This window comes from Actinoplanes sp. CA-131856, assembly GCF_050956135.1.
Taxonomy (GTDB): Bacteria; Actinomycetota; Actinomycetes; order Mycobacteriales; family Micromonosporaceae; genus Actinoplanes.
The window spans coordinates 10494053-10517628 of the sequence record NZ_CP191849.1 but is presented as its reverse complement, the minus strand read 5'-3'; the positions used below and the strand labels follow the sequence as shown (position 1 = coordinate 10517628).

Below are 23576 nucleotides of genomic sequence, written 5' to 3'. Positions count from 1 at the left end.
GGCGACATCCGCATCTTGCCATTAGACGATAATTATTGAAAACGATTACCGTTTCGCAGCGTGAAAGCACTCGGTATTCTCGCCGTCTCGGCGGCGCTCATCTCGCTGGCCGGCTGCGGCTCCGACGACGGCGGCGCGGCGGCCGCTCCGAGCGGCGGCTCGGCCCTCTCGGTGGTCGCGACCACGCCGGAGGTCGCCGACTTCGTCCGCACCATTGGCGGGGACGACGTCACCGTCACCCAGATCATCAAGCCCAATGTGGACCCCCACGAGTACGAGCCCACGCCGGCCGACATCAAGGCGATCGGCGAGGCCAAGGTCGTCGTCAAGAACGGCGTCGGCCTGGAGTCGTGGCTCGACCAGACCATCGCCTCGGCCGGCTTCAAGGGCACCGTCGTCGACTCCAGCCAGGGCGTGACCCTCCGCGAGGGCGGTCACGAGGAGGAAGAGGGCGACGAGCACGCCGAAGGTGAGGAGCACGACCCGCACATCTGGCACGACCCCCGCAACGCCAAGATCATGGTGACCAACATCGAGAAGGCGCTCGCGGCGGCCGATCCGGAGGACGCGGGGACGTACGCCTCGAACCTCACCTCGTACTCCGCCAAGCTCGACAAACTGGACGCCGACAACGAGGCCGCGTTCGCCAAGCTGCCCGCCGGTGACCGCAAGCTCGTCACCAACCACGACGCGTTCGGCTACTACGTCGACCGCTACAAGTTGCAGTTCGTCGGCTCCGTGATCCCGAGCCTGGACACGTCGGCCGAGCTCTCCGCGCAGCAGCTCACCGACCTGGTCGCCAAGATCAAAGCGACCGGTACCAAGGCCATCTTCACCGAGAGCTCGCTGCCTCCGAAGAGCGCCGAGGCCATCGCCAAGCAGGCCGGCGTCAAGGTGATCGGCGGCGAGGACGCCCTCTACGGCGACAGCCTCGGCGAGCAGGGCACCCCCACGGGCACCTACCTCGGCGCCGAGGAGCACAACACCAAGGTCATCGTGGACGCGCTGGCCGGCTGACATGGTCCTCCGCTTCGCCGACACGAGCGTCGGATATCGCGGCACCCCGGTCCTCACCCACGTGAACGTTTCGCTGGAGGCCGGGCAGTGCCTTGCCCTGGCCGGGCCCAACGGGGCCGGCAAATCGACCCTGATCAAGGCGGTGCTGGGGCTCACCGAGGTGCTCGGCGGCACGGCCGAGGTGTTCGGCCGCGCCCCGGGCCGGGTGCGGGAGCTGTGCGGATATGTGCCGCAGGTCGGCGACCTCGATCCCGACTTCCCGGTCACTGCCGCCCAGGTCGTGCTGATGGGCCGCTACCGCCGGATCGGGTGGTGGCGGCCCACCCGGGCCGCCGACCGGCGGGCCGCGAAGGAGGCACTCGACCGGGTCGGCCTGGCCGGCGAGGCGGGGCGCCGGTTCGGGCTGCTCTCCGGCGGTCAGCGGCAGCGGGTGCTCCTCGCCCGCGCGCTGGCCGCCGAACCCGAGCTGCTGCTGCTCGACGAGCCGTTCAACGGCGTCGACGTGGTCAGCCAGGAGGCGATCCTGACGGTGCTGCGCGAGCTCACCGCGAGCGGCACGGCACTGCTGCTCAGCACGCACGATCTCGCCCTCGCCCGTGATGTGGCCGACCTGGTCTGCCTGATCAACGGACGGCAGTGGGCCTTCGGCCCTCCGGGCGAGGTGCTGACGGCGGATCAACTGCGTTCGGCGTACGGCGGTCACGCGATCGACCTGGCCGACGGCCGCACGGTTCTGGTGGAGCCGTGATCCTCACCGTGCCGTTCATGGCCCGGGCGATGGCCGAGCTGGCGCTGCTCGCGCTGATCTGCGGGCCGGTCGGCGTCTTCGTCTTCGCCCGGCGGCTCTCCTTCGTGTCGGACGCGCTCACCCACACCGTCTTCCCCGGCGTGGTGATCGGGTTTCTGGCCGGTGGGGTGGAGGGCCTGGTCGTCGGCGCGCTCGTGGCCGGGCTGCTCACCGCGGTCGTGCTGACCCTGCTGACCCGCACCGGGGCGCTCTCGGACGACGCGTCCACGGCCGTCGTGCTGACCGCGATGTTCTCGATCGGCGTCGTGCTCGTGTCGCGCGAATCCTCGTACACCTCAGATCTGACGTCCTTCCTCTTCGGACGTCTCCTGACCGTGACGCCGCGGCAGATCGCCGAGACCGCCGTGCTGGCGGCGGTGATCCTGGCGATGCTGGCCATCGCGGCCCGGCCGCTGCTGTTCCGCACGTTCGACCCGGCGGCGGCGGCCGCGGCCGGCTATCGCACCTTCTGGCTGGACCTGTGGCTGAACGTGATCGTCGCCCTGGTCGTGGTGGCCGCGGTCCGCGCGGTCGGCACGATCCTGGTCGTCGCCCTGCTGATCATCCCGGCCGCGGCGGCCCGTCTGATCACGGCGCGGCTGGCGGCGATGGCGGTGATCGGCACGGTCCTGATCCTGCTCGCCGGCTACGGCGGCCTGTGGATCAGCTGGACCGCGTCGGTCGACTACGGCATCGCTCTGACGTCGGCCTCCGCGGTCGTACTCCTGCTCGTGGTGGCCTATCTGCTCTTGCTGCCGCTGCGCCGACGGACGCCACCCGCGCGAAAGGGGTCCCCGCATGAACTGGTGGGATGACGCGCTGCACCGAGCGATCGCCGAGGTGATCCTGGCCGGCGCGCTGGCCGGCCTGATCGGCGTGCAGGTGGTGGTGCGCCGCCTGTCGTTCTTCACGATGGCGCTGACCCACGCCACCTTCCCCGGCGTGGTGGCCGCCTCGCTGATCGGCGTGAACGTCTTCGCGGGCGGCATCGTGGCCGGCGCGGTGGTGGCGCTGGGGGTGGCCGCCCTGAGCCGCAGGCAGGGCCAGAACGCGGCCGCCGCGACCGGCGTGGTGCTGTCGGCCGGGTTCGCGCTGGGCGCCGGCCTGATCGCCACCCAGAGCGGTTTCAGCCGCGACCTGTCGGCCCTGCTGGTCGGCTCGATCCTCACCGTGAACAACCAGGACCTGGTGTTCACGGCCGCGATGCTGGTCGCGGTGGCGGCCCTGCTGGCGGTCTGCGCCCGCCCGCTGACCTTCGCCGGCTTCGACCCGGGCGGCGCCCGAGCGGCGGGTCTGGCCGTCGGCCGCTGGGACGTCGTGCTGCTGCTCACGGTGGAGGCGGTGGTGGTGACGATCGTTCCGGCGGTGGGGACGATCCTGGCGGTGGCCCTGATCGTGGCGCCGGCCGCCGCGGCCCGCCTGTGGTCCACCCGGCTGCCGGTGATCACGGCCCTGGCGGTGGCGTTCGCGGTGGCGAGTGGCCTGGGCGGTCTTTACGCCTCGTACATCTGGAACGTCGCCGCCGGCGCGAGCATCGCGCTCACCGCAACCCTGCTCCTGGCCGTCTCTTCGGTCCTGGCCCGGCCGCTGCGAGGGGTGGCCGCGGCGTGAACGACGACGTCCTGGAACGGGCGGTGACCGTTTTGCGGGGAATGGCATACGAGCACCGGCTGCGCATCCTGGTGCTGCTGCGCAGCGGAGAACTCGGGCCGCCGGAAATCGCCGCCGCGGTGCCGGCTGATCCGACCGCTGTTGCTCACCACCTGCGGTTCCTGCTCGACGCCCGATTGATCCGACGACGCCGTGATGGTCGGCAGGTGTTCTACGCCCTGACCGACGACGAGACCGCTCATCTGGTCAGCGAGGTGGTCCGCTTCGCCGGTGGGGAGTAGGTGGGGTGTCGCGCTGATGCCCGCCCGGTTGTCCACAGAAGCGGGTTGTCCACAGGGTGCCGGCCGCCGTGCGCGGATTTTGGGAGGATGGCTGCCTAGGGTGGGGGTCCCCCTGGGCGGGCGGGGTCGATTCGCCGGGCGGCGCCGGTTCACGGGCGACGGCGGGTTCGCGGGCGACGGCGGGTTTGCGGGCGGCTCAGGGAAAGACGAAGGCGCTCGGCCGGTTGATCCCGGCCGAGCGCCTCACTTCACGCAGATGGTGTCAGCTACCGACCGGGCCGCCGTCGAGGCGCCACGACACCACGACGCCGGGCTTGGCGTAATCGCCGTCGGGCCACGTGGAAGCGGGCTTGTCCACCGTGGCGCCGCTGATCTCGCCCGGGTGCTGGACCGCCACGAAGACCGAGCGGTCGTCGCCCGTGATGAACGGGCCGCACGTCTCGGCGCCGCGCGGCACCGTCAGGAACTGCTTCAGGGCACCCCGCTCCGATCCCTCGATCGGCGTCGCGAACAGCCCGTCGTTCGTGCCCAGCGCGTTGCCGTCGGTCGAGATCCAGAGGTTCCCGGCGCTGTCGAAGGCCACGTTGTCGGGGCAGGAGATCGGCGACACCTTCGTCTTGTCGTAGCCGCCGAAGTACGTGTCGGCCGCCGTCGGGTCGCCGCAGACGATCGGCAGGGACCAGGTGAAGGTCAGGCCGGTATGGTCGCCGCGGTCCTCGACCAGTTCGAAGATGTGCCCGTGCTTGTTGGCGTTGCGCGGGTTCGCCTCGTCCACGCCCGGGTTCGATCCGACGCCCCGGTTGGTGTTGTTGGTCATCGCGGCGTAGATCTTGCCGGTCTTGAGGCTGGGCTGGACGTCCTCGGGACGGTCCATCTTGGTCGCGCCCACCTTGTCGCCCGCGAGACGGGTGAAGGTCAGCACCTCGGCCGCGGTCATTCCGGGCACGTACGACGTGGTCCCCGAGACCAGCTTGATCCAGGTGCCGGTGCCGTCGAAGGCGCCGTCAGTCGGCAGTTTGCCGGTGCCGTCGATCTCCGCGGCCGGGCTGTCACCCGTCACCTTGGCCACGTAGAGCGTGCCCGACTCGAGCAGGGTGAGGTTGTGCCGCCTGTCGTGCGGACGGTACTTGCCGGCCGACACGAACTTGTAGAGGTAGTCGAACCGCTCGTCGTCGCCCATGTACGCCACGACGTGGCCGGACTTGGCCACGATGACGTTGGCGCCCTCGTGCTTGAAGCGGCCCATCGCGGTGTGCTTGCGCGGCGGCGCGTCCGGGTCGAACGGGTCGACCTCGACGATCCAGCCGAAGCGGTTCGCCTCGTTCGGGTGCTTGGCCAGGTCGAAGCGCTCCTGGGCGCGGTCCCACTTGCGCGAGCCGCTGGGGTAGCGGGCGGTGGTCGTGATGCCGTACCGGTTGAGCTTGGCCTTGTCGGCCTCCGGCACGGCGTCGCCGCCGACGAAGTACTGGTTGAAGTTCTCCTCGCCGGACAGCACCGTGCCCCACGGGGTGACGCCGCCGGCGCAGTTGTTGAGCGTTCCGATGACCGTGGTGCCGCGAGGGTCGGCCTTCGTCCGCAGCGCCGGGGTGCCGGCGGCCGGGCCGGTGAGCCGGAACGCGGTCTCCAGCGCCGTGATGCGCCGGTTGTAGCGCAGCCGCTTGGAGCGCGCCGGCTTCCATTCGCCGCTGCGGCCGACCCGCTCGATCTCGACCACGGAGAGGCCGTGCGCCGCGATGGCGACCTTGACCTGCTCCACCGTGAGGGCGTCCAGGCTGGTGAAGCCCGGGAACATCAGCTCCTCGTTGGTGTACTCGTGGTTGACCACGAGCAGGGCACGGTCGTCGCTGATCGGGATGACGCCGACGAAGTCGTTGTTATATCCGAACTGCTTCGACTGGGCCTTGGCCGTCTGGTGCTCCAGGTCGAACGACGGCGCGCCGGGCACGACCTCGTCGCCCCAGCGGATGACGACCGACGAGTCGTAGCCGTTGGGCACGATCAGGGTGTCGAGCTGGTTGGGCGGGATGGCCTTGAAGGTCAACTTGCCGGAGGAAGGACGAGGCCGGGAAGCCGGGACAGGCGCGGCGCTTGCCGGGGTCGCCGCGATGGCCGGGGTGGAACTGAGGCCGAGCACGAGGGCGCCGGCGCCGCCGGCCGCGAGCAGTCCACGCCGGCTCAGGGCCGAGCTGACCACGTCGCCGAGGTACGGGTTGGCCGACTCGTTCGGGGCCGGGTGGTCACAGGCGTTGCCGCACCGGTAGAGGCACGTCATCGCGTCCCGGCTCCCGCCGCTGTGCCCCAGCAGGGGTAGCAACCGACGGCGAATATCAGGCATCTCATCTCCTCGATAGGTGAGCTGCCCGAAACGTAGGAGAGGGGGTTCACCCCGGACTACCGGTCCGGGGTGAACGCAGCGTAAACGTCTTAACTACCGATAGCTCTGTTATCGAGGTGCCAGGTGACCACGACGGCCGGCTTGGCGAAGTCGCCATCGGGCCAGGTCGATGCCGGGTTGTCGATGGTGGCGCCGGTGATCTCGCCGGGGTGCTGCACCGCGACGAAGACCGAGCGGTCGTCGCCGGTGATGAACGGGCCGCAGGTCTCGGCACCCGGCGGCACGGTCAGGAACTGCTTGAGGTGCCCGCGCGACGGGCCCTCGATCGGCGTCGCGAACAGCCCGTCGTTGCTGCCCAGCGCGTTGCCGTCGGTCGCGATCCACAGATTTCCGGTGCTGTCGAAGGCGACGTTGTCGGGGCACGAGATCGGCGAGACCTTCGTCTTGTCGAATCCGGCGAAGTACGTGGACGGGTCGGCCGGGTCGCCGCAGACGATCGGCAGTGACCAGGTGAAGGTGTCGCCGGTGTGGTCGCCGCCGTCCTCGGTGATCTCGAAGATCTGGCCGTGCCGGTTGGCCACGCGCGGATTGGCCTCGTCGACGCCTGGATACGTACCGACCCCGCGGTTGGTGTTGTTCGTCAGGGCGGCGTAGATCTTGCCGGTCTTCAGGCTCGGCTGGACGTCCTCGGGACGGTCCATCTTGGTCGCCTTGACCGCGTCGCCGGCGAGACGGGCAAAGGTCAAGACCTCGACGGCGGTCATTCCCGGTACGAAGGAAGTGGTGCCCGAAACCAGCTTGATCCACTTGCCCGTGCCGTCGAACGCCCCGTCCGAGGGCAGCTTCCCGGAGCCGTCGATCTCCGCGGCCGGGCTGTCCCCGCTGAGCTGCGCTACGTAGAGCGTCCCCGATGACAGCAAGGTCAGATTGTGCCGTCGATCATGCGGGCGATATGTCCCCGATGAGACGAACTTGTAGAGGTACTCGAACCTCTCGTCATCGCCCATGTACGCCACGACGTGCCCCGACCTGGCCACGATCACGTTCGCGCCCTCGTGCTTGAAGCGGCCCATGGCGGTGTGCTTGCGCGGGGGCTCGGCGGGCGAGAACGGGTCGACCTCGACGATCCACCCGAAACGGTTCGCCTCGTGCGGGTGCTTGGCCAGGTCGAAGCGCTCCTGCGCCCGTTCCCAGCGGCGTGACCCGGACGGGTAGCGCGCGGTGGTGAGAATGCCATAGCGATTGAGGTACGGCTTGTCGGCCGCCGGGACGGCGTCGCCGCCGACGAAGTACTGGTTGAAGTTCTCCTCGCCGGACAGCACGGTGCCCCACGGCGTGACCCCGCCGGCGCAGTTGTTGAGGGTGCCGATGATCGTGGTGCCCCGCGGGTCGGCCGCGGTCCGCAGCAGCGGCGAGCCGGCGGCCGGCCCGTCGGCCCGGAACTCGGTCGCCAGCATGGTGAAACGCCTGTTGTACGGCCTCCGCCCGGACCGGATCAGCCGCCACTGACCGGTGTCACCGACCCGTTCGAGCTCGACGACCGACATGCCGTGCGCGGCCATCGCGGCCCGGACCTGGTCGACGGTGAGCGCCTCCTGGCTGGTGAAGCCGGGGAACATCAGCTCTTCGTTGGTGTACTCGTGGTTCGACACCAGCAGAGCCCGGTCGCGGCGGCCGGGGAAGGGCAGCACGCCGAGGAAGTCGTTGTTGTAGCCGAACTGCTTCGACTGGGTCTCCCCGGTCTGGTGGTGGATGTCGAGTCCGGGCGCCCCGGGGAAGATCGGCTCTCCCCAGCGGACGACCACGGCGTGGTCGTATCCGTTCGGCACGATGAAGGTGTCGAGCTCGTTCGGCGGGATGGGCTTGAAGGTCAACCGGCCGGCAGCGGCTGGTCCCGCAGCGGCTGGTCCCGCGGCCTCAGCCGGCCCCGCGGCCGCTACCTCGCCGCCGCCGACGCCGAGCACCAAGGCGCCCGCACCACCGGCCACCAGCAACCCGCGGCGACTCACCGCGGCGTCGACGATATCGCCTAAATACGGATTGTCGGTTTGGTTGGGCACCGGATGGTCGCAGGCGTTCCCGCACCGGTAGAGGCAGGTCTTCGCGTCCCGGCCATGGCCCAACAGGGGTAGCAGCTCACGCATCTCGAGATCTCCTTTGATCGCGACGCAGATCGGAGTGCATCGATCCCAGGTGAACGCAGCGTAAACAACTCCACGTCAGAGAGCGACCCCTCGATTCTTTGTGTCCCCCGTCGCAGCCGCGTCAAAAACGCGTGAAGAAACCCCCGGCGGCCGTACGCAACGCGTCAACGCCGATGACGCGGACTCCCGGGCGCGCTTCGCTTCGTCCGTACCACCACACATCCCATGTCCAAGGAGTCACCCCGTGGCTGATCTCGGGTTCGTCGTTCTCACGGTCGTGCTGTTCGCGGCGCTCACCGTGCTGATCAAGGCGGTCGAACGCTCGTGAACGCCGTCAACGCCATCGGCGTCATCGTCGCCGTCGCCCTCGCCGGGTTCCTCGTGGCCGCCCTGTTGTTTCCGGAGAAGTTCTGATGGCCGGCTGGCTTTTCGTCATCACGCTGGTGCTCGCGGTCGCCGCGGTGTACCGGCCACTGGGTGATTACATCTACCGCGTCGTGAGCGGACGGCGCAGCAACGTCGTCGAACGCGGCATCTACCGCCTGGTCGGTGTCGACCCGAACGCCGAGCAGACCTGGGGCGTCTACGCCCGCAGCGTGCTCGCGTTCTCGGCCGTCTCGATCCTGTTCCTCTATCTGTTCCTGCGCGTGCAGGACAAGCTCTGGCTGTCGCTCGGCTTCGACGCCGTTCCCACGCACATCGCGTGGAACACCGCGGTCAGCTTCGTGACCAACACCAACTGGCAGGCGTACTCGGGTGAGTCGACGATGGGCCACCTGGCCCAGATGGCCGGCCTCTCGGTGCAGAACTTCGTCTCGGCCAGCGTCGGCATCGCCGTCGCGGTGGCGCTGATCCGCGGCTTCGCGGCCCGCAAGAGCCAGACGCTGGGCAACTTCTGGGTCGACCTGACCCGCATCACGCTGCGCGTGCTGCTGCCGATCGCCGTGCTGGCCACCCTGGTCTTCATGATCGCCGGCATGGTGCAGAACCTGTCCGGCGGCACCGACGTCAGCACGCTGACCGGCGCCACCCAGCACATCACCGGCGGCCCCGTCGCCTCCCAGGAGGCGATCAAGGAGCTCGGCACCAACGGCGGCGGCTTCTACAACACCAACTCGGCCCACCCGTTCGAGAACCCGACGACCTGGACCAACTGGATCCAGCTCTTCCTGATCCTGTGCATCCCGTTCGCCATGCCGCGGGTCTTCGGCCGGATGGTCGGCCAGAACCGGCAGGGCTACGCGATCGTCGCGGTCATGTCGGTGCTGGCGATCGCCTCGATCGCGCTCACGGTCGGCTTCGAGGTGCACGGCGCCGGCACGGTCCCGCAGGCGGTCGGCGCGGCCATGGAAGGCAAGGACGTCCGGTTCGGCGTCCCCAACTCGGCCACGTTCGGCGCGGTCACGACGCTGACCTCGACCGGCGCGGTGAACTCGTTCCTCGACTCCTACACGTCCTTCGGCGGCATGATGCCGATGGTCAACATGATGCTGGGCGAGGTGGCACCCGGTGGCGTCGGCGCCGGCCTCTACGGCCTGCTGATCCTGGCCACGATCACGGTCTTCGTGGCGGGCCTCATGGTCGGCCGGACGCCCGAGTACGTCGGCAAGAAGATCGGCGCCCGTGAGATGAAGCTGGCGTCGCTCTACTTCCTGGTCACACCGGCGGTGGTGCTGATCGGCACGGCGGCCGCGTTCGCCACCGGCAACAACTCCACGGCACTCAACGTCGGACCCCACGGGCTTTCCGAGGTCCTGTACGCCTTCACGAGCGCCGGCAACAACAACGGCTCCGCCTTCGGCGGCATCACGGTCAACACCCCCTGGTGGGACACCGCGCTCGGCCTGGCCATGCTGCTCGGCCGTTTCCTGCCGATCGTCCTCGTGCTGGCCCTGGCCGGCTCGCTGGCCCGGCAGAAGCCGGTTCCGGAGTCCGAGGGCACCCTGCCCACCCACCAACCCCTGTTCGTCGGTCTGGTCGTCGGCGTCACGATCGTGCTGGTCGCGCTGACCTTCCTGCCCGCTCTCGCTCTCGGTCCCATCGCGGAGGGCCTCTCATGACCTTGCTCGCCTCTCCTCCGGAGACCCCGGAGACCAAGACCCCTTCCTCTGTACGCGGTGGGCTGCTCGACCTCAACCAGTTGTGGCGCTCCTTGCCGCAGGCGCTGGCCAAGCTCGATCCGCGCGCGCTCTGGCGCAACCCGGTCATGTTCATCGTCGAGGTCGGCTCGGTCTTCACGACCGTCCTGGCCATCACCGATCCCAGCGTGCTGGCCTGGATCATCACGGTCTGGCTGTGGCTGACCGTCGTCTTCGCCAACCTGGCCGAGGCGGTCGCCGAGGGCCGGGGCAAGGCGCAGGCGGCCGCCCTGCGCGCGGCCAAGCAGGACACGGTCGCCCGGCTGAAGGACGGCCGCGAGATCCCGGCCACCGACCTCAAGCATGGCGACGTGGTGGTGGTCGAGGCCGGCCAGGTCATCCCCGGTGACGGCGACGTCATCGAGGGCATCGCCAGCGTCGACGAGTCGGCCATCACCGGTGAGTCGGCCCCGGTGATCCGCGAGTCGGGCGGCGACCGTTCGGCCGTCACCGGCGGCACCAAGGTGCTCTCCGACCGCATCGTCGTGCGGATCACCCAGAAGCCCGGCGAGAGCTTCGTCGACCGGATGATCGCCCTGGTCGAGGGGGCCAACCGGCAGAAGACGCCGAACGAGATCGCGCTCAACATCCTGCTGGCCGCGCTCACGATCATCTTCCTGCTGTCGGTGGTGACGCTCCAGCCGCTGGCCATCTTCTCGAAGGCCTATCAGGCGGCGGCGCCGGACACCATCGCCATCGACGCGCACGGCGTCACCGGCATCGTGCTGGTCTCGCTGATCGTCTGCCTGATCCCGACCACGATCGGCGCGCTGCTCTCGGCCATCGGCATCGCCGGCATGGACCGCCTGGTGCAGCGCAACGTACTGGCCATGTCGGGCCGCGCGGTCGAGGCCGCCGGCGACGTGAACACGCTGCTGCTCGACAAGACCGGCACGATCACCCTGGGCAACCGTCAGGCGTCCGAGTTCGTCCCGGTCGACGGCGTGACCGCGCAGGAGCTGGCCGACGCCGCCCAGCTTTCCAGCCTGGCCGACGAGACGCCGGAGGGCCGCTCGATCGTCGTGCTGGCCAAGAACGACTTCGGGCTTCGTGAGCGCGAGCCGGGCCTGATGACGGACGCGACGTTCGTGCCGTTCACCGCGCAGACCCGGATGAGCGGTGTGGACATCGGCGAGAGGCAGATCCGCAAGGGCGCCGCGGGTGCGGTGATCAAGTGGGTCGGCCACTCCTCCGACGAGGTGAGCGAGATCGTCGACGGGATCAGCGCCTCCGGCGGCACCCCTCTGGTGGTGGCCGAGAAGGACCGGATCCTGGGCGTCATCCACCTCAAGGACGTTGTGAAGTCGGGCATGCGCGCCCGCTTCGACGAGATGCGCAAGATGGGCATCCGGACCGTGATGATCACGGGTGACAACCCGCGGACCGCGGCCGCGATCGCCGCCGAGGCCGGTGTCGACGACTTCCTGGCCGAGGCGACGCCCGAGGACAAGCTCGCACTGATCAAGAAGGAGCAGGAGGGTGGCCGCCTGGTCGCGATGACCGGCGACGGCACCAACGACGCGCCCGCGCTGGCTCAGGCGGACGTCGGCGTGGCCATGAACACCGGCACGTCGGCCGCCAAGGAGGCCGGCAACATGGTCGACCTCGACTCCGACCCGACCAAGCTCATCGAGATCGTCGAGATCGGCAAGCAGCTGCTCATCACCCGCGGCGCGCTGACCACCTTCTCGATCGCCAACGACATCGCCAAGTACTTCGCCATCATCCCGGCGATCTTCGCGGCGGTGTACCCGGGCCTCGACGCGCTCAACGTCATGCGGCTGCACTCGCCGGGCTCGGCCATCTTGTCCGCTGTCATCTTCAACGCGCTGGTCATCGTCGCGCTGATCCCGCTCGCCCTGCGCGGCGTGCGCTATCGGCCGTCGAGCGCGAGCGCCCTGCTGCGCCGCAACCTGTGGATCTACGGCCTGGGCGGCGTCATCGTGCCGTTCCTCGGCATCAAGCTCATCGACCTCATCATCCAGTTCATCCCGGGGATCTGACATGCGTCTGCCCACCTGGCTTTCCCAACACATCGCCGCCTTCCGCGCGCTGCTGGTCATGACCGTCCTGCTCGGACTGGCGTACCCCCTGGCCTTTGTCGCGATCGGGCATGTGCCCGGTCTCGACGGCAAGGCCGAGGGCTCGCTGGTCAAGGTCGGTGACACCACGGTCGGCAGCAGCCTGATCGGCCAGTCGTTCACCGACTCCGACGGCAACCCCGTCCCGAAGTACTTCCAGAGCCGTCCCTCCGCGGCCGGTGACGGCTACGACCCGACCGCCACCGCGGCCAGCAACCTCGGCCCGGAGAGTGTGGTCGACACGGCTGATGCGAAGAGTCTCCTCACCCAGGTCTGTGAACGAAGCCTGGCCATCGGCAAGCTGGAGAACGTCGACGGCGGCCGGCCGTACTGCACCAGCGACGGCGTCGGCGCCGTGCTCGCCGTCTTCTACCGTGACGGCCTGACCGGCCCGGTCACCCGCGTCGTGTCGGTCAACCAGACCGGCACCCCGTTCGTGGCCACCTACGAGGGCGTCACCGTCGAGCCGGCGAAGAACGACACGGATTACGTGGCCGAGGGCGGCGTCATCACGCCCATCCGCGGCGACGCCCCGGCCCACCCGGCCGTCCCGTCGGACGCCGTCACGGCCAGCGGCAGCGGCCTCGACCCGGACATCAGCGTCGCGTACGCGAACCTCCAGGCGCCGCGGATCGCCCGCGAGCGCGGCTTGGAGCTGAGCCGGGTTCACCAGCTCATCGAGGAGCACACTGACGGTCGCGCCCTCGGTTTCATGGGCGAGCCCGCCGTCAACGTCCTGGAGCTGAACGTGGCCGTGGACGAAGGCAAGTAGGCGAAGGGAGGCGCGGCGTCATGGCACGTGGAGAACTGCGGATCTATCTCGGCGCCGCGCCCGGCGTCGGCAAGACGTACGCCATGCTCGAGGAGGCCCACCGCCGGGCCGAGCGCGGCACCGACGTCGTGGTCGCGCTGGTCGAGACGCACGAGCGCAAGCACACGGCGGCGATGATCGGCGACCTCGAGGTCATCCCGCGCAAGCGGATCACCTATCGGGGCGCCGAGTTCACCGAGATGGACCTCGACGCGATCCTGGCCCGCAAACCGGAGCTCGCCGTCGTCGACGAGTACGCACACACCAACGTGCCCGGCTCGGCCCACGCCAAGCGGTGGCAGGACGTGCGGGCCCTGCTCGACGCCGGCATCAGCGTGCTGACCACGGTCAACGTGCAGCATCTGGAATCGCTCAACGACGTGGTCGCCCAGATCACCGGCGTCGAGCAGCGGGAGACCGTGCCGGACGCGGTGGTGCGCGCGGCCGAGCAGGTCGAGCTGGTCGACATGACGCCCGAGGCGCTGCGCCGGCGGATGGCGCACGGCAACATCTATCAGCCCGAGAAGGTCGACGCGGCCCTCGGCAACTACTTCCGCACCGGCAACCTGACCGCGCTGCGCGAGCTGGCGCTGCTCTGGCTGGCCGACAAGGTCGACGACCAGCTCGGCAAATATCGCGCCGAGCACGGCATCGACAAGACCTGGGAGACCCGCGAGCGGGTGGTGGTCGCCCTGACCGGCGGTCCCGAGGGCGACACCCTGATCCGGCGGGCCGCCCGCATCGCCGCCCGCAACAAGGGCACCGACCTGCTCGCCGTGCACGTCACCCGCAACGACGGCCTGGTCGGGGCCGACCCGGCCCGGCTGGCCCGGCAGCGCCTGCTCGTGGAGACCCTGGGCGGCACGTATCACCAGGTCGCCGGCTCGGACGTACCGCAGGCGCTGCTCGAGTTCGCCGGGGCGGTCAACGCCACCCAGATCGTGCTGGGCGCCAGCAGCCGCGGGCGGTTCGCCCAGATCCTGTCGGCCGGCGTGGGCGCCACGACGATCGCCCAATCCGGCTCGATCGACGTGCACCTCGTGCCGCACGAGCGGGCCACGCAGGGCCGCCGGCGGGTGCGGGTGCCGGTCGCGCTGTCGCCGGCCCGGCAGATCGCCGGCTTCGTGGCGGTGGTGGCCGGTCTGCCCGCGCTGACCGTGCTGCTCTCGGTCGGCCCGTCGCTGACGCTGACCAACGACATCCTGCTCTTCCTGGCCGCCGTCATCGGCGTCTCGCTGATCGGCGGTCTCTGGCCCGCACTGCTGGCCGCGGTGGCCGGCTCGCTGATCCTCAACTGGTTCTTCACCCCGCCGCTGAAGAAGTTCACCATCGCCGAGCGGGACAACCTGCTCGCGCTCGGCATCTTCGTGGTGGTGGCGCTCGCGGTGAGCTGGGTGGTCGACACCGCGGCCCGCAAGACGCGGCAGGCCGCGGCCGCCTCGGCCGACGCGCAGATCCTGTCCACTGTGGCGGGCAGCGTGGTCCGGGGCGAGCGGCCGTTGATGGCGCTGCTGGAGCGGGTGCGCGAGACGTTCGGCTTCGACTCGGTGACCCTGCTCAACGACGGCGAGGCGGCGGCCGAGGTGGGCACGCCGGGGTGCACCCGGTCGGCCGAGGCCGACGTCGAGGTGCGGGCCGACGAGCACGTCACCATGCTGCTCAAGGGCCATCCGCTGGAGGCGTCCGACCGGCGCCTGGTCGAGGCGTTCGCCGCGCAGGCCGCGGTGGCGCTGCGCCAGGAACGGCTCAGTGCCGAGGCGGCCGCGGCCAAACCGCTGGCCGAGGCCGACCGCATGCGCACCGCGCTGCTGGCCGCGGTCAGCCACGACCTGCGCACGCCGCTGGCCTCGGCCAAGGCGTCGGTGGCGGGCCTGCTCAGCGACGAGGTGCACTTCGACGAGGAGGACCGGCACGAGCTGCTGGTCACCGCCGACGAGTCGCTCGACCGGCTCGACCGGCTCGTGGCCAACCTGCTCGACATGAGCCGCCTCCAGGCCGGCGCGCTCGGCGTCAGCACCGTCGACGTGGGCGCCGAGGAGGTCATCCCGCGCGCGCTCGACGACCTCGGCCCGGACGGTCGCAAGGTCACCCTGCACATCCCGGACGACGTCCCGCCCGTGCGGGCCGACCCCGGCCTGCTCGAACGCGTGCTGGTCAACGTGGTCGCCAACGCCCTGCGCTACAGCCCGCCCGAGCAGCCGCCGGTGATCACCGTGAGCCGGTACGGCGACACCCTCGAGCTGCGCGTCATCGACCACGGCCCGGGCATCCCGCGCGACCGCTGGGACGACGTCTTCCTGCCCTTCCAGCGCCTAGGCGACCGCGACAACCACACCGGCGTCGGTCTCGGCCTCGCCCTGTCCCGCGGCCTGACCGAGGCGATGGGCGGCGACCTCACCCCCGAAGAGACCCCTGGAGGTGGCCTCACCATGGTCCTTTCCCTGCCGGTCAGCTCCTCATGACCCGCGTGCTCGTCGTCGACGACGAACCGCAGATCGTCCGGGCCCTGCGGATCAACCTCAAGGCCCGGCGGTACGAGGTGGAGACCGCGCCCGACGGTGCCTCGGCCCTGCACGCGGCCGCCCACCACCGCCCCGACCTGGTCGTTCTCGACCTCGGCCTGCCCGACATGGAGGGCGTCGAGGTGATCCGTGGCCTGCGCGGCTGGACCGGCGTGCCGATCATCGTGCTCTCCGGCCGGGCCGGCAGCGCCGACAAGGTGGCCGCCCTCGACGCCGGGGCCGACGACTACATCACCAAACCGTTCGGCGTCGACGAGCTGCTGGCCCGGATGCGCGCGGTGACCCGGCGGGTCCAGCCCGGCGACGAGGCGGGCCCGGTCGTCACCATCGGCGGCCACACTGTCGACTTCTCCACCCGCAGCGTCTCCGGCGGCGACCACGACGTACGGCTGACCCCGCGCGAGTGGGAGCTGCTGGAACACCTGGCCCGCCACCCCGGCAAGCTGATCAGCCAATATCACCTCCTCCAGCAGGTGTGGGGCCCGCAGTACGGCACCGAGACCAACTATCTGCGCCAGTACATGGCCCGGCTGCGCCGCAAGCTCGAGACCGACCCGGCCCACCCGCGGCACCTGCTCACCGAGCCCGCCATGGGCTACCGATTCGTGCCGTGAACGGCCCGTCAACAAAGACCGGGCGCCTGTACGGAACGTGTTAACACCCCTGTCGACGGCCTTCCCGCCGACGTTGCATGGAACCGTGAACGGAACAACCGCCCTGGTCACCGGGGCATCGCACGGTATCGGTCACGAGCTGAGCCGCCGCTTGGCCGGTCGCGGCTTCCACGTTCTGGTGCACGGGCCCACCCCGAGGTCGGCCGAGAAAGCCGTCCGCCGGCTCGTGGCCGGGGGAACGAAGGCGGAACGGCTCACCCCGGTCTCGGCCGACTTCCGGCGCCTCGACGAGGTGTCCGACCTGGGCCACCGCTTCGAGCGGCTCGATCTGCTGGTCAACAACGCCGGGACGATGGGCATCGAGGACCCGGCCGCCCTCTTCCAGGTCAACTACACGGCTCACCAGGCGCTCACCCGGGCGCTCCTCCCGGCGCTGACCGCCAGTGGCGGCCGGGTCGTCACGGTTGCCTCCGCACGGCACCGGATGGCCCGGCTCGACCTTGACGTCGAGGGCCTGCGGCCGGCGCAGGCCTACGCCAACGCGCAGGCCGCCCGCATTCTGTTCACCCAGGCGCTGAGCGGCGAGGTCGAGGCGGTCGCGGTGCATCCGGGAGTGGTCGACACCGGCCGGTTCGTCGGGATCTACGGCATGGGCGGCCTGCCGGTGCGCGACGGCGCCGAGCAGATCCTCTGGGCCACCGAGCCGGGCGCCGTCTTCGAGAACGGCGCCTACTACGAGGGCCGGATGCTCGCCACCGCCGCTCTCCTTGATATTGGGCGGCCTGTTACCTGTGCCGGGTACACCGGGAGCATGACGGAGCTCCGCTGTGCCATCGAGAGAGACACCGACAAGGCCGGCAACACCACGTACCTGCACCTGAGCGGCTCTTTCGACAAGGCGGCCCACCGTGAGCTGCGGCGCCGGCTGTGGGACGCGTTCGCCCGCAAGCGCCGCGGCCGCGTCGTGGTCGACCTGGCCGGGGTCGACGAGATCGGCAGCGAGTGCATCGAGGTGCTGCTGATGGGTTACACCAAGGCGCTGCGCGGCGGGCACGGCTTCGAGGTCACCAACGCCCGAGGTGGCGTACGCCAGATGATCGAGGCCACCGGCCTCTGCGAGCGCCAGGACGACGACGTGCTCTACGCCCCGGCCTGGCCCGACATCTTCGAGTTCACGCCGCTGGGCGCGCCCGACCGTCTGGGCTGACCCCCACCTCGCGCAGGCGGTGATGGGCCACGCCGGCCGCGCTGAGCCGGTCGGCGATCGACGGGCTGGTGTGGTCGAGGAACACGGCGACCTGATGGTCGTCGCCGAGGAAGCAGGTGGCGACCAGCGTGCCGAGGTTGATCGGATCGATGTCGGGGACATCGTGCAGATCGAGCACGAGCCGCAGCGGCCGTAGGTGGCGCACGGCGTGGACCAGGGTGCGGCGCAGCTCGACCGCGTCCTCGGCGTCGAGAACGCCGTGCGGCTGGATGACGAGCGTGCCGTCGGGGCTGGTTTCGACGTCGACCGAAGTGGCGGTCATCGCGGACCCTTCGTTACCCGTTGTTCTCCGGAGGGAAAGGTTACTGCCCAGTGTGGATCGGCGATAGTCGAGAGTTCGGGTGAACCAGTCCGGCCGGTCCGGGCCGGTTCAGGTGATAGCCCTGGAGAAGGTCCACACCGGCCTCGGCCAGCGCGGCCGCCGTCGGTTCGTCCTCCACCCCCTCGGCCACGACGGTCAGGCTCAGCGACCGGGCGATGGCGATGACCGAGTCGATGATCACCGCGTGCGGCTTCGAGTCGTGCATGCGCATGACGAACGACCGGTCGATCTTCAATTCGTCGATGGGCAGCTCGGGCAGCAACCCGAGAGAGGTGTACCCGGTGCCGAAATCGTCGATCGCGACCCGGATGCCGGCCGCCCTGATCTCGGCCAGCCGCGCCGCCGCCTGATCGGGCCGGGTCAGCACCGCGGTCTCGGTGATCTCCACGGTGAGCAGGGACGCCGGCAGCCCCTCCAGGCGCAGGAGGGCCAGAATGGTCGGCACGGCCCGGTCCTGGGCCAGATAGGCGGCCGACAGGTTCACCGAGACCGGCAGGCCCCGGCCCTCGCGGTGCCAGACGCCGGCCTGGTGGATGGCCTCGGCCAGCACCCAGTCGGTCAGTTCGAGGATCACGTCCGAGCGCTCGGCGTCGGGCAGGAAGACGCCCGGCGGCAGCATGCCGCGCTGCGGATGCTGCCAGCGGACCAGCGCCTCGGCGCCACGGACGGTGCGGTCCCGGGCGTCGTGCAGCGGCTGGTACTGCAGCAGCAGGTGCCCGGCCCGGATGCCGGCCCGCAGCTCGGTGAGCTGGCGCAGGTCGGCCCGCTGGCCGAGGCCGAGGTCCTCGGTCCACCGGACCACGCCCGTACGGTCCTTCTTGGCGCTGTGCATGGCGGCCACGGCACGGCGGCCCACGACGGTGATGTCGCGGTGGTCGGCGTCGGCGACGCCGACGCTCGCCTCGAGGCTGACCGGAACGCCGCCGACGGTGTGCGGGCCGCGGATGGCGTCGGAGAGCCGCCGCCCGAGCCGGGCCGGGTCGTCCGCCGGCCCGGCCAGCAGCACCATGAACTGGTCGCCCTCGAACCGGGCGATCAGATCCTGCGGGCGGCAGGCGTCACGCAGCGTTCCGGCCACCCGGAGCAGCAGGTCGTCGGCGCCGTCCCGGCCCAGCATGTCGTTGACCTCCTGGAACCGGTCGAGTCCCAGGTGCACGACGGCGGCCAGCGTGCCGGCGGCCAGCCGCTGCCGTCCCTCGGCCAGCGCAGTGGCGCGGTTGGGCAGGCCGGTGAGGTGGTCGGCCCGCGACATGCGGGCGTACCGGCCGGCCATCGCGGTGAGCAGGCCGATCACCGGCGCGACGCCGTAGCGGTCGTCGGGCCAGCGGACCACGATCGGCTCGTCGCGCTCACCCTCGGCACGGGCCAGGGCGGCCTCGGCGGCCAGGTCGACCTCGGTGGCGGCGGGCAGCACGAGCGGGTCGTGCAGCGTCCGCGAGCTGCGGCTCAGCAGCCGAGGGCCGGTGGGGGAGTCGATCAGGACGCCCGGGCGGTCCGGATCGTCGCGCAGCAGGGCCACGATCTCGGCCAGCGGCGTGCCGGCGGGCACCGGCGTCATCGGCACCGCCGTCTCACCGAGCTTGCGGGGCAGGCGTACGCCGCTCACCGCGCGGCCAGCGGGAAGCACGTCCCGTCGATCAGCAGCCGGCCCTCGGCCACGCGGGGGCGCAGCCGTACCCAGAGCCCACGGCCGGGCAGCTCGGCGTCGGCCGGGAAGCCGCCCAGCGCGCCGGCCCAGGCCGCCTCCATCCCGTCGTACGACAAAGGGTCCTCTCCCGTCGATTCGACGACCAGCAACCGGCCGTCCTGGCCGGTCGTCACGGTGAAGCGGTGCACGGCCAGGCGCCGGGTCAATTCGTCGAGCTCCATCTCGGTGCGGCGGTCCCCGGTGCGGTCGACCACCATGCCGTCGCACACCGTGGTGCCGTCGGCCATCCGGTGCGGCCGGGCGTTGCCGTGCAGCCAGCGGCGCTCGCCGTCGTGCCTGATCACGGTGCCCTGCCAGCGCCACGGCTGAAGGGTCAGCACGGTCTCGGTGACGCTGCGGACGAACGACTCCCGGTCCTCCTCGGCGACGATCTCGGTGATCAGCGACGGATCGGTCATCACCGCGCGCGGGTCCAGGCCGTAGATCTCGCGGCAGCCCTCGGAGACGAAGGTGAACGACTCGCCGCCGTCGGGCGCGATCTGGAACTGGAACAGCATGCCGGGGGCGTTGTTGACGGTCGCCCGGAAGCGGCGCTCGCTCTCACCGAGGGCGGCCTCGCTGCGGCGGCGGTCGGTGTCGTCGATGGCGATGGCGCAGACGCCGTAGACCGAGCCGTCGGGGTCGGTCAGTGGGAACCGGGTCACGACGTACTGGCGTACCTCGTCGCCGAAAGGCACCTCCTCGAGGCCGGTGACCGCCTCGCCGGTGGCCACGACCTGCTGGTTGCTCCGGCGGCCGGTGAGCGCCACGGCGTCGGGCAGCACGTCGGCGTCGAGCCGGCCGACCAGGTCGCTCGCGGAGACGCCGAAGACGCGCTCGTACTCGCCGTTGACGAACAGGAAGCGGCCGTCCATGTCCTTGGCCGAGATCATGGCCGAGGTGTGCTCGAGGATCGAGCTGACCAGCGTGGTGGTGCGCTGCAGCTGCTGCTGGGCCCGGTGCCACTCGGTCCGGTCGGACAGAAAGGCGCAAAATCCGTCGTCGACCGCGTTGATCACCATGGAGACCAGCAGCTCGGAGCCGTCCCGGTGGCACGCCGGCACCTGCACCTGCGTGCCCGGCCAGGCGTCGTCGCCGGCAACCAGGCGCCGGGCGAAGCCGGCAGCGTGCGCGGCCCGCAGCGACGCCGGAACGATGGTGTCGGCCAGCGACCGGCCCCGCACCTCGTCCCGGGACCAGCCGAAGAGGCGTTCCGCGGCCGGGTTCCATTCGCGGATCACACCGGCCCGGTCGATCTCGACGAAGGCCAGCGAGGTCGCCCGCAGGGCGCCGGAGGCAGCGATCGAGGAGTCCGCAGCAAGCATGATGAGCTGATCGGCCGCCGGAGGGCCGGTCTGAGGATTGTTCAGCCGGGGCGGCCGGCCCGGACGATCCCCGACTCGTAGGCGAAGACGACGGCCTGGACACGGTCGCGCAGCCCCAGCTTCATCAGCACCCGGGCCACGTGGGTTTTCACGGTCGCCTCGCCCACCGCGAGCGCCGCGGCGATCTCCGCGTTCGAGTGGCCACGGGCCACCAGGCGCAGCACCTCGGCCTCCCGCGGGGTGAGCCCGTCGAGCACGGCCGGCGGCCGAGGCCCCGGCTGCGCGGCGAAGGCGGAGATGACCCGGGTGGTGATCGCCGGGTCGAGCAGGGCCTCACCGGCGGCGACGACCCGGATCGCGGTGATCAGGTGCTCCGGCGAGGAGACCTTGAGCAGGAAGCCGCTCGCGCCGACCCGCAGCGCGCGGTAGAGGTTCTCGTCGGTGTCGAACGTCGTGAGCATGATGACGCGGGGCGGATGCGGCGCCGAGAGCAAGGTGCTGGTGGCGGCCAGGCCATCCTGCCGGGGCATCGCGATGTCCATGAGTACGACATCGGGCCGCACCCGCCGCACCACAGCGACGGCGTCGGCGCCGTCACCGGCCTCACCCACCACTGTCATGTCCGGCTCGGTCTCGATGACCATGCGAAGCCCGGCCCGAACCATGCGCTGATCGTCAGCGATCACCACGGTGATGCTCATCGCAGAGCCACCACAGGCAGCGGAAGCCGACAAATCACCGCGAAGCCGCCACCGTCCCGAGGCCCAGCGGTCAGGTCGCCCCCGAAGAGAGCGGCCCGCTCCCGCATGCCGATCAGCCCATGCCCCGCTCCGTCGACCGCAGGCTGCCGTGTCGCGTTTTCCGTTCCGGTTGTAGGGCGCCGTGTCGCGTTTTCCGCTCCGGCTGTAGACCGCCGCGTCGCGCCTTCCGCTCTGGCCGCGGCCCGTTTTGTCGCTCCTTCCGCTCCGGCCGCTCCTTCCGCTCCGGCCGCTCCTTCCGCTCCGGCGGCCCCTTCCGCTCCTGCCGCGCCCTGCTTGGCCGTTCCCTTCATTTCGGCGGCCCCGGCGCGGCCGGCCTCGGCTGTGGCGGCCCGGCCGGTTTGCCGGTGACCGGCTCGTGGAGGCGCGGGCCGGCCGTCGTCGACGATTGCGAGGTGAAGTCCGTTCGGGCGGAAGGACACGGTCACCGTCACCGGGCACGGGCCCGCGTGGCGTAGCACGTTGGTCAGCGCCTCCTGCACTATCCGAAAAGCCGACACATCGATCGCCGGCGGCACGGGAACGGGCTCGCCCTCCCGCCTCACCGTCACCGTCAGCCCCGCCTCTCCCACCTGCGTGATCAGGTCGTCGAGCCGCTCGAGGCCGGCCGGCGGTTCCGCGCTCTGCGCCTCCTCGCCGCGCAGCAGACCCAGCGTCCGGCGCAGCTCGCCGACCGCGTCCCGGCCGGACGACTCGATCGTGTGCAACAGTTCCCGGTCCACCGGCAGGCCGGCGTCGAGGCGGCGCCGCACCACACCGGCCTGGATCACCATGACGGTCACGCTGTGGGCCACCATGTCATGGAGCTCGCGGGCGATCCGGACGCGCTCCTCCATGACCGCCTCACGGGCCAGCTGTTCGCGGACGGCCGCGCGAGCCGAGGCGGCGTCGGCCGTGCGGCGCGACTGCACGGCGAGAACGCCCCCCAGGGCGTACGGCGCCAAAGGAAAGAAAATCGCGGCCATCGGGTCGCCCGGATCGGAGATGAGATAGACGACGAAGGTCGTCGCCATGAGGCCGGCGCCGATCAGACCGCGCCGGTCGCGGCCCGTCGGCGGCACACAGCGCCCCACTGTGTACGCGGCGATCATCTCGGCGACAAGCTGCCAGAGCCGGAAGTTGACCGTCGCCTCCCCGGCGATGGTCGCCGGCTCGTAGAAGACCGGCAGCGGCCCGATCACATGCGGCAGCATCGTCAGAAGCGGAAACAGCCGCCGCACGAGGATCAGCACGCCGAACAGCGCCAGCAACCAGGGCCACCACCATCCGGGCATCCGGATGAAGTACTCCTCAGCCAGGGCGAAAGCCACGAAACCACCGGCCACCACGGCATCCATCGGCCGCAGCCGGCGCAGGATCATGCGTCGACGCTACGGCCGCCACCGCCGTCCCCGAACCCGCCGCGAGGATGACAAGCGGTCCGCCGCGCGGCGGACTCAGATTCCGTCCGAGTACGGGTTACCGCACGGCCCGTCGTTCGTAGCGTCCCCTTCCAGACCGACAGAGGGGGAGAAGGCGATGTGGCGTAAGGCGACGCCGGCGTGCCTGGTGCTGGCACCGGTCGCACTGGCGGTGGCGACGGGCGTGGATCCGGCGCTCGGCGAGGACCAGGGATACGGCATCTACCGCCAGCACCCGGACGCGACGTTGTGGCACGCGGTGCTGCTGCACTGGTCGTGGGTGCTGCTGGCGGTGGGTTTCATCGGGATGCTCCTAGAGATCAGGAACAGAAACTCGGGCAGCGGCACAAGCTGGGCCGGGGACGGAAGTCCGGGCGGAGGCAGAAGCCCGGATCGGGGCGGAAGCCGGGGCGGGGACGGAAGTCCGGGTGGGGACGGGAACTCGGGTCTGGGCGGAAGCTGGGGCGGGGACGGAA

19 protein-coding genes are annotated in these 23576 nt (G+C 70.6%); 12 read left to right on the top strand and 7 right to left on the bottom strand.

Features of this window, described 5'->3' with window-relative positions; genetic code table 11:
• Nucleotides 1-60: 60 nt before the first annotated feature.
• Genes ACQP2X_RS48465 through ACQP2X_RS48445 form a run of 5 tightly spaced genes read left to right on the top strand, consistent with a single transcriptional unit; the run spans nt 61 to nt 3696 of the window.
• Nucleotides 61-1017 carry a metal ABC transporter substrate-binding protein gene (locus ACQP2X_RS48465; RefSeq protein WP_498693083.1) on the top strand — a complete coding sequence of 319 codons (957 nt, stop codon included), beginning with the start codon at nt 61-63 and terminating at the stop codon, nt 1015-1017.
• A 1-nt stretch (nt 1018) separates the two neighbouring features.
• Nucleotides 1019-1765, top strand: a complete 747-nt coding sequence (locus ACQP2X_RS48460; protein WP_498693081.1) for a metal ABC transporter ATP-binding protein — start codon at nt 1019-1021, stop codon at nt 1763-1765.
• Nucleotides 1762-2619, top strand: coding sequence for a metal ABC transporter permease (locus ACQP2X_RS48455; protein ID WP_498693079.1), 858 nt, complete (start codon nt 1762-1764; stop codon nt 2617-2619). The genes ACQP2X_RS48460 and ACQP2X_RS48455 overlap by 4 nt, the downstream gene beginning before the upstream one ends.
• Nucleotides 2603-3415 carry a metal ABC transporter permease gene (locus ACQP2X_RS48450; RefSeq protein ID WP_498693076.1) on the top strand — a complete coding sequence of 271 codons (813 nt, stop codon included), beginning with the start codon at nt 2603-2605 and terminating at the stop codon, nt 3413-3415. Before ACQP2X_RS48455 ends, ACQP2X_RS48450 begins: the two co-directional genes overlap by 17 nt.
• Complete coding sequence (locus ACQP2X_RS48445; RefSeq protein WP_498693073.1) at nt 3412-3696, top strand: metalloregulator ArsR/SmtB family transcription factor; 285 nt, start codon at nt 3412-3414, stop codon at nt 3694-3696. Before ACQP2X_RS48450 ends, ACQP2X_RS48445 begins: the two co-directional genes overlap by 4 nt.
• Before the next feature lie 262 nt (nt 3697-3958).
• Here ACQP2X_RS48445 and ACQP2X_RS48440 read toward each other — a convergent pair whose 3' ends face one another.
• Nucleotides 3959-6031 (bottom strand): PhoX family protein, encoded by a 2073-nt coding sequence (locus tag ACQP2X_RS48440; protein ID WP_498693072.1) that lies wholly within the window; start codon nt 6029-6031, stop codon nt 3959-3961.
• Between the two features lie 89 nt (nt 6032-6120).
• Nucleotides 6121-8175 (bottom strand): PhoX family protein, encoded by a 2055-nt coding sequence (locus ACQP2X_RS48435; RefSeq protein WP_498693070.1) that lies wholly within the window; start codon nt 8173-8175, stop codon nt 6121-6123.
• 324 nt (nt 8176-8499) lie between these two features.
• Between ACQP2X_RS48435 and kdpF the strand changes: the two genes are divergently transcribed.
• The 7 genes from kdpF (at nt 8500) to ACQP2X_RS48400 (ending at nt 17548) form a co-directional block, all read left to right on the top strand.
• Nucleotides 8500-8589 (top strand): K(+)-transporting ATPase subunit F, encoded by a 90-nt coding sequence (gene kdpF, locus ACQP2X_RS48430; RefSeq protein WP_498693069.1) that lies wholly within the window; start codon nt 8500-8502, stop codon nt 8587-8589.
• A complete protein-coding gene (gene kdpA / locus ACQP2X_RS48425) occupies nt 8589-10235 on the top strand; it encodes a potassium-transporting ATPase subunit KdpA (protein WP_498693068.1) in 1647 nt (548 codons plus the stop codon). Before kdpF ends, kdpA begins: the two co-directional genes overlap by 1 nt.
• On the top strand, nt 10232-12316 hold the full coding sequence (gene kdpB, locus ACQP2X_RS48420; protein WP_498693067.1) for a potassium-transporting ATPase subunit KdpB: 2085 nt from the start codon (nt 10232-10234) through the stop codon (nt 12314-12316). Before kdpA ends, kdpB begins: the two co-directional genes overlap by 4 nt.
• Before the next feature lies 1 nt (nt 12317).
• The gene (locus ACQP2X_RS48415; protein WP_498693066.1) at nt 12318-13166 is read left to right on the top strand and encodes a potassium-transporting ATPase subunit C; all 849 of its coding nucleotides are present in this window, start codon (nt 12318-12320) and stop codon (nt 13164-13166) included.
• A 20-nt stretch (nt 13167-13186) separates the two neighbouring features.
• Nucleotides 13187-15667: a DUF4118 domain-containing protein gene (locus tag ACQP2X_RS48410; protein WP_498693065.1), complete on the top strand. Its 2481-nt coding sequence runs from the start codon at nt 13187-13189 to the stop codon at nt 15665-15667.
• Entirely contained in the window at nt 15664-16341 is a 678-nt protein-coding gene (locus tag ACQP2X_RS48405; RefSeq protein ID WP_498693063.1) for a response regulator, read from the top strand. The genes ACQP2X_RS48410 and ACQP2X_RS48405 overlap by 4 nt, the downstream gene beginning before the upstream one ends.
• An 85-nt stretch (nt 16342-16426) precedes the next feature.
• A complete protein-coding gene (locus ACQP2X_RS48400) occupies nt 16427-17548 on the top strand; it encodes an SDR family NAD(P)-dependent oxidoreductase (RefSeq protein WP_498693061.1) in 1122 nt (373 codons plus the stop codon).
• Here ACQP2X_RS48400 and ACQP2X_RS48395 read toward each other — a convergent pair.
• The 5 genes from ACQP2X_RS48395 to ACQP2X_RS48375 are packed head-to-tail and all read right to left on the bottom strand — an operon-like array spanning nt 17514 to nt 23061.
• Complete coding sequence (locus tag ACQP2X_RS48395; RefSeq protein ID WP_498693059.1) at nt 17514-17870, bottom strand: STAS domain-containing protein; 357 nt, start codon at nt 17868-17870, stop codon at nt 17514-17516. The genes ACQP2X_RS48400 and ACQP2X_RS48395 overlap by 35 nt on opposite strands.
• Nucleotides 17871-17910: 40 nt before the next feature.
• On the bottom strand, nt 17911-19557 hold the full coding sequence (locus ACQP2X_RS48390; protein WP_498693057.1) for a putative bifunctional diguanylate cyclase/phosphodiesterase: 1647 nt from the start codon (nt 19555-19557) through the stop codon (nt 17911-17913).
• On the bottom strand, nt 19533-20942 hold the full coding sequence (locus tag ACQP2X_RS48385; RefSeq protein ID WP_498693055.1) for a PAS domain-containing protein: 1410 nt from the start codon (nt 20940-20942) through the stop codon (nt 19533-19535). The genes ACQP2X_RS48390 and ACQP2X_RS48385 overlap by 25 nt, the downstream gene beginning before the upstream one ends.
• 41 nt (nt 20943-20983) lie before the next feature.
• On the bottom strand, nt 20984-21643 hold the full coding sequence (locus ACQP2X_RS48380; protein ID WP_498693053.1) for a response regulator: 660 nt from the start codon (nt 21641-21643) through the stop codon (nt 20984-20986).
• The gene (locus ACQP2X_RS48375) at nt 21640-23061 is read right to left on the bottom strand and encodes a sensor histidine kinase (protein WP_498693051.1); all 1422 of its coding nucleotides are present in this window, start codon (nt 23059-23061) and stop codon (nt 21640-21642) included. The genes ACQP2X_RS48380 and ACQP2X_RS48375 overlap by 4 nt, the downstream gene beginning before the upstream one ends.
• Nucleotides 23062-23576 lie beyond the last annotated feature (515 nt).

Bases quoted from the DNA above. Each gene is read 5' to 3' on its own strand.
- ACQP2X_RS48460 (WP_498693081.1), top strand. From the start codon at position 1,019: ATGGTCCTCCGCTTCGCCGACACGAGCGTCGGATATCGCGGCACCCCG.
- ACQP2X_RS48450 (WP_498693076.1), top strand. From the start codon at position 2,603: ATGAACTGGTGGGATGACGCGCTGCACCGAGCGATCGCCGAGGTGATC.
- ACQP2X_RS48440 (WP_498693072.1), bottom strand. From the start codon at position 6,031: ATGCCTGATATTCGCCGTCGGTTGCTACCCCTGCTGGGGCACAGCGGC.
- ACQP2X_RS48435 (WP_498693070.1), bottom strand. From the start codon at position 8,175: ATGCGTGAGCTGCTACCCCTGTTGGGCCATGGCCGGGACGCGAAGACC.
- kdpA (WP_498693068.1), top strand. From the start codon at position 8,589: ATGGCCGGCTGGCTTTTCGTCATCACGCTGGTGCTCGCGGTCGCCGCG.
- kdpB (WP_498693067.1), top strand. From the start codon at position 10,232: ATGACCTTGCTCGCCTCTCCTCCGGAGACCCCGGAGACCAAGACCCCT.
- ACQP2X_RS48415 (WP_498693066.1), top strand. From the start codon at position 12,318: ATGCGTCTGCCCACCTGGCTTTCCCAACACATCGCCGCCTTCCGCGCG.
- ACQP2X_RS48410 (WP_498693065.1), top strand. From the start codon at position 13,187: ATGGCACGTGGAGAACTGCGGATCTATCTCGGCGCCGCGCCCGGCGTC.
- ACQP2X_RS48405 (WP_498693063.1), top strand. From the start codon at position 15,664: ATGACCCGCGTGCTCGTCGTCGACGACGAACCGCAGATCGTCCGGGCC.
- ACQP2X_RS48395 (WP_498693059.1), bottom strand. From the start codon at position 17,870: ATGACCGCCACTTCGGTCGACGTCGAAACCAGCCCCGACGGCACGCTC.
- ACQP2X_RS48385 (WP_498693055.1), bottom strand. From the start codon at position 20,942: ATGCTTGCTGCGGACTCCTCGATCGCTGCCTCCGGCGCCCTGCGGGCG.
- ACQP2X_RS48380 (WP_498693053.1), bottom strand. From the start codon at position 21,643: ATGAGCATCACCGTGGTGATCGCTGACGATCAGCGCATGGTTCGGGCC.
- ACQP2X_RS48375 (WP_498693051.1), bottom strand. From the start codon at position 23,061: ATGATCCTGCGCCGGCTGCGGCCGATGGATGCCGTGGTGGCCGGTGGT.